General features: G+C 68.2%; 13 protein-coding genes. 10 read left to right on the top strand and 3 right to left on the bottom strand.

Translation table 11 applies throughout. From position 1 onward, the window contains the following. Positions 1-101 precede the first annotated feature (101 nt). The 4 genes from ACVW00_RS18835 (at position 102) to ACVW00_RS18820 (ending at position 3,220) form a co-directional block, all read left to right on the top strand. Positions 102-1,253, top strand: a complete 1,152-nt coding sequence (locus ACVW00_RS18835) for a BMP family ABC transporter substrate-binding protein (protein ID WP_457112424.1) — start codon at positions 102-104, stop codon at positions 1,251-1,253. A 19-nt stretch (positions 1,254-1,272) separates the two neighbouring features. Continuing rightward, positions 1,273-1,902 (top strand): isochorismatase family protein, encoded by a 630-nt coding sequence (locus ACVW00_RS18830; protein WP_457112423.1) that lies wholly within the window; start codon positions 1,273-1,275, stop codon positions 1,900-1,902. Then, positions 1,899-2,606 (top strand): biuret amidohydrolase, encoded by a 708-nt coding sequence (gene biuH, locus ACVW00_RS18825; RefSeq protein WP_457112422.1) that lies wholly within the window; start codon positions 1,899-1,901, stop codon positions 2,604-2,606. The genes ACVW00_RS18830 and biuH overlap by 4 nt, the downstream gene beginning before the upstream one ends. Before the next feature lie 218 nt (positions 2,607-2,824). Further along, positions 2,825-3,220 carry a hypothetical protein gene (locus tag ACVW00_RS18820; protein ID WP_457112421.1) on the top strand — a complete coding sequence of 132 codons (396 nt, stop codon included), beginning with the start codon at positions 2,825-2,827 and terminating at the stop codon, positions 3,218-3,220. Between the two features lie 112 nt (positions 3,221-3,332). On the opposite strand, the gene ACVW00_RS18815 is transcribed toward ACVW00_RS18820, so the two are convergent. From ACVW00_RS18815 to ACVW00_RS18805, 3 genes are all read right to left on the bottom strand, one after another. Continuing rightward, entirely contained in the window at positions 3,333-3,713 is a 381-nt protein-coding gene (locus ACVW00_RS18815) for a VOC family protein (protein ID WP_457112420.1), read from the bottom strand. 416 nt (positions 3,714-4,129) lie between these two features. Next, entirely contained in the window at positions 4,130-4,786 is a 657-nt protein-coding gene (locus tag ACVW00_RS18810) for a response regulator (RefSeq protein WP_457112419.1), read from the bottom strand. Then, complete coding sequence (locus ACVW00_RS18805) at positions 4,783-5,925, bottom strand: sensor histidine kinase (protein ID WP_457112418.1); 1,143 nt, start codon at positions 5,923-5,925, stop codon at positions 4,783-4,785. The genes ACVW00_RS18810 and ACVW00_RS18805 overlap by 4 nt, the downstream gene beginning before the upstream one ends. 131 nt (positions 5,926-6,056) lie before the next feature. Here ACVW00_RS18805 and ACVW00_RS18800 point away from each other — a divergent pair, with 131 nt between their 5' ends. The 6 genes from ACVW00_RS18800 to ACVW00_RS18775 all read left to right on the top strand — a co-directional run bounded on the left by ACVW00_RS18800 (position 6,057) and on the right by ACVW00_RS18775 (position 11,617). Next, positions 6,057-6,956: an ABC transporter ATP-binding protein gene (locus ACVW00_RS18800; RefSeq protein WP_180936476.1), complete on the top strand. Its 900-nt coding sequence runs from the start codon at positions 6,057-6,059 to the stop codon at positions 6,954-6,956. After that, the gene (locus ACVW00_RS18795; protein ID WP_457112417.1) at positions 6,953-7,765 is read left to right on the top strand and encodes an ABC transporter permease subunit; all 813 of its coding nucleotides are present in this window, start codon (positions 6,953-6,955) and stop codon (positions 7,763-7,765) included. Before ACVW00_RS18800 ends, ACVW00_RS18795 begins: the two co-directional genes overlap by 4 nt. Before the next feature lie 873 nt (positions 7,766-8,638). Further along, a complete protein-coding gene (locus ACVW00_RS18790; RefSeq protein ID WP_457112416.1) occupies positions 8,639-9,118 on the top strand; it encodes a hypothetical protein in 480 nt (159 codons plus the stop codon). 153 nt (positions 9,119-9,271) lie between these two features. Continuing rightward, positions 9,272-9,847 carry an RNA polymerase sigma factor gene (locus ACVW00_RS18785; protein ID WP_457112415.1) on the top strand — a complete coding sequence of 192 codons (576 nt, stop codon included), beginning with the start codon at positions 9,272-9,274 and terminating at the stop codon, positions 9,845-9,847. Then, positions 9,844-10,635, top strand: coding sequence for a hypothetical protein (locus tag ACVW00_RS18780; RefSeq protein WP_457112414.1), 792 nt, complete (start codon positions 9,844-9,846; stop codon positions 10,633-10,635). The genes ACVW00_RS18785 and ACVW00_RS18780 overlap by 4 nt, the downstream gene beginning before the upstream one ends. Positions 10,636-10,750: 115 nt before the next feature. Then, positions 10,751-11,617 carry a class I SAM-dependent methyltransferase gene (locus tag ACVW00_RS18775; RefSeq protein WP_457112413.1) on the top strand — a complete coding sequence of 289 codons (867 nt, stop codon included), beginning with the start codon at positions 10,751-10,753 and terminating at the stop codon, positions 11,615-11,617. Positions 11,618-11,629 lie beyond the last annotated feature (12 nt).

Here is an 11,629-nt window from a genome sequence, read left to right as displayed (position 1 = left end):
CTGATCGACCCCGAGCAACACCCGAAGACAAGCCACCGCACCCCCGGAATCAGTTGGACCTGGAAGCCAGGGGCGCGGCGGTGAACACGAAAGGAACCTCCATGTCCGTCAACAAATCTACCCTCCGGCTGGCCGCCCTGGCCTCGGCCGCGGCGCTACTCCTGGCGGGCTGTGCCTCGGCGACACAGTCCGTCGGAAGCACCGACAGCGCGGCCCCTGGCAAGGACACCAAGGCCGTCGGCTTCATCATGGTCGGCCCGAAGGACGACTTCGGCTACAACCAGGCCGTCTACGAGGGCAGCCAGGTGATCAAGAAGGAGTTTCCCGACCTCCAGGTTCTGACGGCCGAGAACGTCCCCGAGGACGACACCGCGGCGACCACGATGGAGCAGATGATCGACAAGGGCGCGAAGCTGATCTTCGCGACCAGCTACGGCCACCTCGACGCGGCGATGAAGGTCGCCGCAGCGCACCCGGACGTCGTGGTCGTCCAGCAGGGCAACACGATCTCCGGGGCCGTCCCGAAGAACGCGGGCACGTACTTCGGCACTGTCTACGAGCCGATGTACCTCGCCGGCATCGCCGCCGGGGCGTCGACGAAGACCAACAAGCTCGGCTACGTGTACGCGTTCCCGATCCCGCAGACGATCGCGAACATCGATGCCTTCGAGCGCGGTGCGCAGTCGGTCAATCCCAAGGCCGAGACGATCACAGTGAGCACCTCGTCGTGGTGCGACCCCGGCAAGCAGCAGGCCGCCGCCGCCAGCCTCCTCTCCCAGCATGTCGACGTGCTCACCCAGCACCAGGACTGCACCGCCACAGTCATCCAGGCAGCCGAGAAGGCCGGCGCGATGACTGTCGGGTACCACGCCGACGCGTCGTCGCTGGCACCGAATGGCTGGCTCACCGGGGCGGTGTGGAACTGGGGACCGGTGTACACCGACATCGTCAAGACGGTGCTGGCCGGTGACTTCGTCGGCAGCAAGTTCAACGCGAACTACCGAGTCGGCTACAAGACGGGCACGAACCCGTTCGTGCTGGCAGCGTTCGGCCCCGACGTCTCGGCGGATGCGAAGGCGAAGATCGAGGCGGCCCAGAAGTGGCTCGCCACCGACCCCGGTTCACCCTTCGCCGGCCCGGTCGAGGACCAGTCCGGCAAGGTCGTGATCAAGGCCGGGACGGTGCCGACGTACGCGGAGAACGACGCCCTGAGCTTCTTCGTCAAGGGCGTCATCGGGAAGCTCGCCAAGTAGCCCGGAGACAGGAACAGAGATGAGCGGAACCGTCGCGAGCACCACGCCGTACTCCTGGCCGTACGACGGCCGGCTTGACCCGAGACGCCTCGCGCTGCTCGTGGTGCTGCCCGGACCCGAGGACGCGGAGTCGGCAGCCGACGGAGCCGAAGCCCCCGACTCGGCCCTCGGCCGGGTCGGGGTGCTCGCCGGCACGATGCTCGCAGCCGGGGGTGTGGTCATCGAGGTGACGACCACACCCCCGCTCGGCAGGCGGCCGGAGCTGGTCCCGGGGTCGGCCCGCGCCGCGAATCTCGGTCTGCGCGGCCCTGCGCACCGGATCACCTCCGGTGGCGTCGACGGATTCTTCGCCAGCTCCCTCGACGCCACCCTGCGGGCGCTGGGCCGCGACCAGCTGGTGCTCTGCGGCCAGTGGCTCGAGACCGGGGTGCACTCGACGATGCGGTCGGCGAACGACCGCGGGTACGAGTGCCTCCTAGCCCTGGACGCCTGCATTCCCTACGACCCGCACCTGGTGCCGGCCGCCCGGTCCCAGGTCGAGATGTCCGGCGGCATCTTCGGCGCCGTCGGCGACACCACCGCGGTTCTCGCGGCGCTGCGTGCGGTCACCACTCCAGACCAGAACCTCCCCGAAAGGACACACGCATGACCTCCTCCGTCTTCGGCCCGATCAACGCCGAGCCCTACGCCTGGCCCTACGACGGCGCCTTCGCCGCCGCTCGCACCGCATTGATCAACATCGACTGGCAAGTCGACTTCTGCGGTCCCGGCGGGTACGTCGACCGGATGGGCTACGACCTGTCGTTGACCCGCTCAGGACTGCCTGCAACGCAGCGGGTGCTCGCTGCGGCCCGCGACGTCGGCATGTTCGTGGTCCACACTCGAGAGGGTCACCGCCCGGACCTGTCGGACTGCCCGCCCAACAAGCTGTGGCGGTCGGAGCAGATCGGTGCGGGCATCGGCTCGGACGGTCCATGCGGCCGAATCCTGACCCGGGGCGAGCCCGGGTGGGAGATCGTCCCCGAGGTCGCGCCGATCGAGGGCGAGCTCGTGATCGACAAGCCCGGCAAGGGTTCCTTCTACGCCACCGATCTCGACCTGTTGCTGCGCACCCGTGGCATCACCCACCTGATCTTCACGGGCATCACCACCGACGTCTGCGTGCACACCACCATGCGCGACGCCAACGACCGCGGGTACGAGTGCCTGCTGCTCACCGACTGCACGGGTGCCACCGACCGCGGGAACTACGAGGCCGCGTTGAAGATGGTCACCATGCAGGGCGGCGTATTCGGCGCAATCGCGGACTCGCACGCACTGCTCGCCTCACTCGCGGGTGTGAACGCGGCGTGACCGCGTCAGCCGTCGCGCCGGAGTAAGCGCACGCGAATCCGATCATCCGGCTGCTTTGATGCCCCTGACCTGAACTCGGTAGGTCTGACGTCATCAAGCGGCAACAGGCCGCGGTATGACGCACCGTCTCCACCGCTCGGATCGCAGCATGAGCGGCTTTCCTCACGACATCGCCCGGCCTCGGAACCCGCGTAGCTTGAGTGGGGCATCCTGTCCCCATGCAGGCACCGCTCAATCTGCAGCCGACCTTCGTCATCACGAGGGATGGCGATGTTGACCTCTACAAGACGCTTGATGACGCGGCCTCCTACATGGAGGCCATCGACGTTCGCGATGGGGAGTACGAGGACGCCTTCAGCATGACTGGCGAACGACTTGAGATCGTGATCGACGGATACCAAGTGCGCCTCGTCTCGACCGGCGTGAAGGACCTCCCAAGGTTGCGTGACCGCCTCCGGCAACTTGCCGATCGAAACGGCTACAGCGAGGCAGACGACCCCGATCCCCGAGCGGTGGCCAACGAAGTGTTTGCCAACGAGTGGCGGGCCAGGTGGCCGCGGTGGCCAAGATGGCTCGACCGGCGGCTCCACGGCGACGGGCCGCTTCGCGTGTGACCTCGCGTTTCCGACGGCGCGCACAGCGGCATATGCGGACGTGATCAATGTCGACGTGCCACGTGGGCAATGATCGGCGTGACAGTGAGGTGACTGGAAACCGGTGTCCCGCTCACTCTGCCTCGGCCACGTACATCGTGTTCCCGTCGGCGTCCCAGAACTCGAACATCAACGGTGCTGTTGGCCAATCGAGAAGCTCTCCGACCTTCAGTCCCAAGTCCGTGAGACGGCCATGTGCCGCTCGGGCATCAGGGGTGAGGAAGCGGATGCCGGTATCGACGCCGGTGGGCAGGGCGTCGGTGGTCGCCACCACGCTCAGCGTGGTCCCTCCACCTGGTGGACCCATCTCGATCCAGCGGAAGTCGACATTCACGTCGGCGTCGAACAGTGTCTCAAAGCCGAGCACCTCGTAGAGCCGCCTTGTGGCGTCCTGGTCCGACACGGCGATAGCGACGGTCGAGATTCCCGTCAGCGTGGCTGTCTGTGTGGTCATGAACGGTAGACCATTCCGGAGCCCGAAACTCATCGCAGCCGCGCCTGTCAACCGGCCTCGCTCGCCAAGACGGACGGGAGAACCCTGTGGCACCCACGAATGTGCCGGTCGCCGGAGTTGCGCGCGCGCTCATCTCGGCATGAGCGGATGGTTGGTCGCGCCGACAGGCGGCGAAGAGACTCACGACGCCGCCAGCCTCACGTCGGCTGCCAACCAACAGATCCCGACGCACCCGCGTGGTGTTGGAAACTGTCACGGAAACCCGGGCGTTGACTGGCGAAGATCGGGATGGACAACTGCACCTAGCTCACCGATCACGCGATGCGCCGCTGGCGCCGCAGCTCCTTGACGAGACCGCGTTCATCGCAGCGTGCTTGCTCGGCGGAACGGCTTCGCCGAGTCCTTGGACGGCGGCTTCAGTCCCCCACCCGGCCGGTGTCGTAGGCCCACATCGCGATCTCGACCCTGTTGCGGGCGCCGATCTTGGCCAGGAGGCTCGCGACATGGGTCTTGGCGGTCGTCTGGCCGATGAAGAGATCGGCGGCGATCTCGGCGTTCGTGCGGCCACGGGCAACCAGCGCCAGTACCTCCTCCTCGCGGTCGGTGAGCGGATCGATCGGTTGGGTACGTCGTTTCGACGGTTCCCTGGCGGCCAAGGTCGACAGCAGCCGCCGGGTGACGTTCGGCGCGATCAGGGCATCTCCGACGGCGGCGGCATGCACGGCCTGGACGAGCAGCTCCGGCCCGGCGTCCTTGAGCAGAAAGCCTCGGGCGCCAGCACGAAGCGCGCCGTGGACGTACTCGTCGAGGTCGAAGGTCGTGATCACCACCACCGCCATCGGGTCCGGGACGCCCCGCCCGGCGAGGAGCTCGGTCACTTCGATGCCGTCGAGCCCGGGCATCCGGATGTCGACCAGGCACACGTCGGGGCGGAGCCGACGCGCCAGCTCGACCGCGGCGTGGCCGTCGGCGGCCTGACCGACGACCTGGATGCCAGGCTGCGCGTCAAGGATCATGGACAGGCCGGTACGCACCAGATCTTGGTCGTCGGCCACCAGCACCCGCACCGTCATCGGCGTACCTCGGTCGGCAGCTCGGCGTCGACCGCCCACCCGCCCTCGGGCGCCGGCCCCGCGAGCAGCGTGCCTCCCAGCAGCTGCACCCGCTCGGTCATGCCCAGCAGCCCGAAGCCTTGGCTCGCCGACCGCCCCGAGTCGATCTGGCCGTCGTCGGTCACGCGCAGCCGCAGCCTTCCTCCACCCTCGACGACCCGGATCTCCACACGCGAGGCGTTGCGGGCGTGCCGCAGCGCGTTGGTCAGTGCCTCTTGCGCCAGCCGGTAGACCGCCGCGTCGACCTGGAGCGGCAGTCCGTCCAGGTCACCCGGCACCTCCACGTCGACTACCGGCACCGGTTCGCGGCGGGCGAGGGACACCAGGTCGGCAATGCCGGGATGGGGGGTGTACTCCGCCGGCGCTCCGTCGCGCAGCACCCGGACCATCGCCCGCATCTCCGCGAGCGTCCGGGACGCCTCCCCCTCGATGACCGCCAGCGCCTCGAGCCCCGCTTCGGGTCGCTGCCCGGCCATCGCCCGGCCCGCCTGCGCCTGCACCGCGATCGCCGAGACGTGGTGGGCGACCATGTCGTGCAGCTCGCGCGCGAGGCCGACCCGCTCCTGGCTGCGGATCTGGTCCAACGCCCGGCGCCAGCTCTCGGCGCGGTAGCGGATCGCCGCTCCGCCCGCCGCCGCCGCCGCGGTGATGCCGAACCCGCCGATGACGTCGGACTGGCCGGTGTAGTCGGCGACCGTACCGATAACCGCAGCGACCAGCACCACCGCCAGCCCGATCACGATCTCGCGCCCTGAGCCCCAGCGGACCAGCGCGTAGACGAGCACCAGGACGTAGATCATCGTGGTGAGGCCGATATGGGTGGGCCCGCCCGCCAGGGTCGCCAGCCCCAACCCCATCGCGGTACCCCAGGCCACCACGACACAGGCCAACGGCCGGGTACGCCGCCAGAGCAGCACGGGCGCGAGCCCGACCGCCACGATCGTCGCGAACGGCCGCCAGGCGACGTCGTCCCGGAGGACTCCCTCGAGCAGCGCCGTCACCATCAACGCGCCGACCAGCACCCAGTCGCGCGACACCCGTCCGGGAGCGTCGGCTGCGCGGGGCTCGGCCCACAGCGAGCGCAGGGCGTTGGTGACCACACACCCAGCCTAGGGACCGCCGAGGCCTTGGGTACCGACCGAAAGAACGAGACCCCGCTCCTCCCAACGGCCGAGGAGGGTCCGGCCTCGACGCCGATGTGCGCACGCCGCGACGCGCCGAGGGTTTTCACATGATCACTGTTGAGTCACTGACCCGGAGGTACGCCGGCTTCACCGCCGTCGACAACGTCTCCTTCACTGCCCTGCCCGGTCGCGTCACCGGTTTCCTCGGTCCGAACGGTGCCGGCAAGTCCACCACGATGCGCGTGATGGTGGGTCTGACCGTCCCGACGTCCGGCACCGCGACCATCAACGGAGAACGGTTCGCCGACCTCCCCAACCCCGGCCTCGAGGTGGGCGTCCTGCTCGACGCCTCGGCCCAGCACGTCGGTCGCACCGGACGCGAGATCCTCACGATCGCCGCCGACACCATGGGTCTGCCCCGCACCCGGGTCGACGAGATGCTCGAGCTGGTGAGTCTGACCCCCACCGAGGCCAAGCGCCGGGTGCGCAACTACTCCCTCGGGATGCGTCAACGCCTCGGCATCGCCACCGCACTCCTCGGAGACCCCAAGGTGCTGATCCTCGACGAGCCCGCCAACGGGCTCGACCCCGCGGGGATCCGGTGGATGCGCGACCTGCTGACGGACTTCGCCAGCCAGGGCGGCACCGTCCTGTTGTCCTCACACCTGCTCCACGAGATCGAGGTCATCGCCGACGACCTGGTCGTGATCGGCAACGGCAAGATCGTCGCGGCCGGCACCAAGGAAGAGCTGCTGGCCGCGGCCGGGACGCTCGCCCGCTCGACGTCACCGCGCGACCTCGCTCACGCCCTCGAACAGGCAGGGATCCCCAGCACGCTCGCAGGAGACGGCTCGGTCCGCACGGACGCCGACCCCGCTCGGGTCGGATCCGTGGCCCTGACCGCCGGGATCCCTCTGACCGAGCTCCGGTCCGCCGAGGGCACCGGGCTCGAAGACATGTTCCTCTCGCTCACCGCCGACACCCAACGCGAAGGAGTTGCGGCATGACCGCCACGATCATCCCTCCCGACACCATCGAGGCCGAGCCGGCCCGACGGACCGCCCACCCCATCCCGGCCACCCGACTCGTCAAGGTCGAGCTGCGCAAGATGTTCAACACCCGCTCGGGATTCTGGATGCTCATCAGCATCAGCGCCCTGTCGCCCATCTCGGCCGGGTCGCTCCTCGTCCTCGGCCTCAACAGCGACGTCACCTACCAGAACTTCGTGAGGGCGAGCGGGTTCCCGATGTCAGTGATCTTGCCGATCATCGCGATCCTGGCCGTCACGGGTGAGTGGAGCCAGCGAAGTGGGCTCACCACGTTCACGCTGGTGCCGAGCCGCGAACGCGTGATCGGCGCCAAGGCGATCGCGACCCTCCTGGTGGGCCTCGGCGCCGTCTCCGTCGCCTTTGCGGTTGGCGCCCTCGGCAACGTGGCCGGGTCAGCACTCGCAGGCGTCGACACCGCGTGGGACATTTCGTTGTCCATGGCACTCCAGATGGTGCTCTACAACCTGGTGGGCATGGCCTTTGGCTTCGCACTCGGTGTCGTGCTGCGCAACTCCGCGGCCGCGATCGTTGGCTACTTCGTCGCTTCACTGGTCATGCCCGGCATTCTCGCGCTCCTGGCTCAGGTGCGTTCGTGGTTCGAGGACCTGCAGCCGTGGATCGACTGGCACTACACGCAGGTGGCGCTCCTCGATGGCGCAACGAACACTGTCAAGGAGTGGGCGATGCTCGGCTCGACCACGATGATCTGGATCGTCCTTCCCCTCGTCGTCGGGCTGCTGTCCCTGCGCCGCTCCGAGGTCAAGTAGTCGGACACTCAGGAGGCGGTTTCCGACGCTCATGTGTGAGTGCCGGATATCGCCGTCTCGTCGTGGATCGGCTCAGCGTGCCCCGGTGCCACAGCCGGGTAGCGAGTGCGTGCTTGGGGAGGAATGCGCCGAAGGCTTGAGGCAGGGCCTGCGTGGTCATCCACGAGCGAAAGTCACCGAAGTCTGCTGTGAGGAACTCGGGATAGGAGCACATAGGCGGCTATGTGACGCATTCATCGCCGCTGAAGCGGATCTTTCGCACACGCGACCGCCGGCCACCATCGGACTAGTCTGCGGAGCGTGGATTCGTGGGGGTGGACACTGCTCCTCTCCGCAGTCGCGGGAGGGCTTCTCACCGTGGTCTATCTGCGCGTCCGGTCTCGACGGCGCCAACTGGCGCTGGTGACGATGCTGGTGAGGGGCGACATCGTGTGGGGCGCCCAGGTCCGGCAGGTTGTCGGCCGTGGATGGGGCGCGAGCGGGACTCTTGTCGCCAAGCCAGATGCAACGTTGGTCTTTGAACCGGACGCAGCCTCTGTCAAGAGAAGTGCCAAGGCCCGGGCGTGGCCCCTGAGCGAGACCTCCCCCGAGGTCGGTCCGTGGAGGTGGGACATCACGGGAGTGCGCTACCGCCTCGTCGTCGTTCCATCAGGGTTCGGCGAGCCCGAGCTGCGCTTCGCAGCCGCGCGGATTGTGGGCGAACTTCCTCAACGCTCCCAGTATTGACGCCCGTAGTTCGGCATGGGGCGTCCCGCACGCGGCGGTAGGACGCACCTTGGCGACGCATGACCTGCGGCAGATGCGGATACTCCACGTGAGGCTCCTGGCTCAGTTGAAAGGAGGGCATGCGGGGCAGCACCTACGCTGAGGTTCGTGCCGCCGAGTGCCTTCTACGTGATGCTTCTCTTCGTTGTGATTGCGCTGGTGGGGGGAGGCTCCTTGGTTCTGCGACAACGGCGGGAATCTCCCACTCGCGACTGGGTTCGCGAGCAGCCGGTGCTCTTCGAGGCAAAGGCTGCAATCTTGGTACACGCGCGGGGAATGCAGGGCATCGGCTGGGCGCTCCTCAAGGGCGCTGCCTGGCCCCGACTGGTGGTTCACGCGGGCGGGCTCGAAGCGACCATCGCGCCCTTCGGCAGTCTGGTGTCCGGCAACGCGATCCTGACCAAAGGAGCCAGGATGCGCCGAGACCGCCTGGGCGCGTTTCCGATCGTCGGCGGCAATCACGATTGCATCAGGCTCATCGGGAATGACGGCACCGGCGTTCGCGAATGGAGGATCTCGCCTCGCGATCGGTCGGTCGATGAGTTGTGGGCTCAGTTGGCGACGGCTGGCGTTACCCCGGCCACCTGAAAACGGACTCATCTGGGCATGCGCCGACACGCGGCGGAGTGACGCAGGTCTGGGACCGAGCGGATCGCGTGTGCGTGCGGTGATTCCGCCCGCCTGGTACGCCTGTCGCGAGATCGGATGACACACTCGTGCGTTCCTGGACAGGAACAGGGTATGGATTCCACGAGTTCGTCGCCGCGGGAGCGTGAACAACGCTTCCGGGACGTCTACGACGCGGCGTACGTCGATCTGCTTCGGTTCGTACGCAGGCGTGTGCATCCAACTCACGCCGAGGATGTTGTCGGTGAGGTCATGCTCGTCGCGTGGCGCCGCCTCGACGATGTCCCGGCCGACCTGTCGGCCGCGCGCGCCTGGCTGTTCGGCGTGGCCCGCAAGACCCTGCAGAACAATCGGCGCCGCGAGGACAGGCACGAGGCCGTCGCTGTCCGTCTCGCCGAGATCCGGCACAGTCCCGCGGATGCGGGACACCACCCCGACCTTGTTGCCGGTCGGGTCGACATCGCCGCAGCCTGGCCGCTGCTGAGTGCGACTGCCCAGGAGGCGATCGCACTCTCGGTCCTGGACGGGCTCACCGCGCCCGAGGCGGCCGCGGTGCTGGGCATCTCCGCCACCGCGTTTCGGCTGCGGTTGTCTCGTGCACGGCGCACGCTGCGTCGCCATGTCGACGCCGGCGGCGCCGTCGAGGACCGCCTCCCCGGCCATCTCGCTTCCGAGAGGAGCCCGCGATGAACAAGCACACCGCCGACACCGTGATCGATGCGGCCTTGCATCACCTCGACTTCGCGCCGGACACCGACCTGACCGAGGCCGAGCGCGAGCGTGCCGACGCGGCGTTCGCCCGCATCGTGGCGACACCCGATGACGAACCCGTCGGGGCGGAGTCGGGCCGACGGCACCGACGCCGGAACCGGATGCTCGTGCTGCTCGGTCTGGCCGGAGCGGCCGGCGTGGCCGTGCCGGCAATGCTGCTTGGTGGAGGCACGGCGTACGGTTCGTGGTCGCCGACGCCCCACCCCCTGACCGACGTGGCCGCGGCCGAGGCGGCCACCACCTGTCGCATACTCATCGGCGCACCTGACCGGGGCGAGCGCGTCGCGGTGGCCGAGCGTCGAGGTGGATGGACCTACGTCCTGCTCGCCGGACCACGAACGGAGGTCGTCTGCCTGATGCCCGACGACCTCGTCGGGCAGCGCCACACCGCCGGAGGCAGCTTCTCCGGGAGGTACGACCCGGACGCGCCCGCGCCCCCGGCACTCGCCCCCGACACGATCGACGAGACCACGAGCCAGGAAGGCAGCACCGACGAGGGATGGTTCAACAGCGTCGAGGGCTACGTGGGCAGCGACGTCACCGGTGTCACCGTGCACACCTCCTCAGGCCTCGACATCGAGGCCTCGGTCGTCGCCAACCGGTTCGCTGCGTGGTGGCCGGGCACCGAACAAGACTCCGAGCACCCGGCCGAGACGTGGTCGTACACCGTGCACCTCGCCGACGGGAGCACCCGACGTACCAGGTGAGTCCGGCCCGGGTGGCGGAGGGTGGTCCGTCCTGCGTCCCTGGCGTCGGTTCACAAGCGTCCGCCGCGAGGTCCTCTGGATCAGAGTGCCCTTCACGCGGCGGTGTGACGCGGGTGTGGCACGCAGCCGGAACGCTGCGTGGCCAGAGTGCCCGACGTCGGAACCGATTCTCCTCTCGAGCCGGTCGGCGGCGTGGCACGCTTCGTCCGTGACAGATGAAACGTCCTGGACCGAGGTGTTCACCTCTGTCTTCCAGGCTCCCTCCTCTTCTGTTGAGGCACGGATCTGGGCCGAGGTCTACGGCGACGAATACCCAGTTGAGCTGGAGCCATACAGCTTCACCACCCGCAGCGAGCTGCGCCGGATCGTCGACGGCCTCGCGCTTTCCCCTGACGATCTGATGATCGACATCGGCTGTGGACGAGGGGGCCCGGGTCTCTGGGTGACCGCTGCAGCCGGTGCGTCCGTACTCGGGGTCGACATCTCGCCCACGGCGTTGGAGGCCGCCCGCAAGCGGGCTGCAGCCCTCGGTCTCGATGACCGAGCAACCTACGCCGAGGGCTGCTTCGATGCGATTCCTGCCGAGGCGTCCTCCTCACGTGGGGTGATGAGCATCGACGCCCTTCTGTTTGCACCTGACAAAGGAAGCGCCCTCTGCGAGATCGCGCGAGTACTCGCACCCGGCGGTCGGCTCGTGGCGACCACGTGGGACTACCACACCCAGCCGGTCAACCGACCGCCACAAGTCGACGACCATCGGCCCCTCTTGATCGACGCAGGCTTCCGTGTGCTCGGGTACGACGAGACCCCTCGCTGGCTGGAGAACCATCGCCAGCTCGACGCTCTGTTGCTCGAGGCCGTCGACGACCTCGCCGAAGAGAGCGGCGAAGACCCAGAAGCGGTCCGGGCCGGCATCCAGGAGATGGCCGCCACTGTCGACGCGATGCTGCGTCGTGTACTGATCATCGCCGAGAAGATCTAGCGAACGGTCAGA

It is taken from the genome of Marmoricola sp. URHA0025 HA25 (assembly GCF_054059435.1).
Note: the sequence above shows the minus strand (reverse complement) of the source record. Positions and strands in the feature narration are given on the sequence as shown.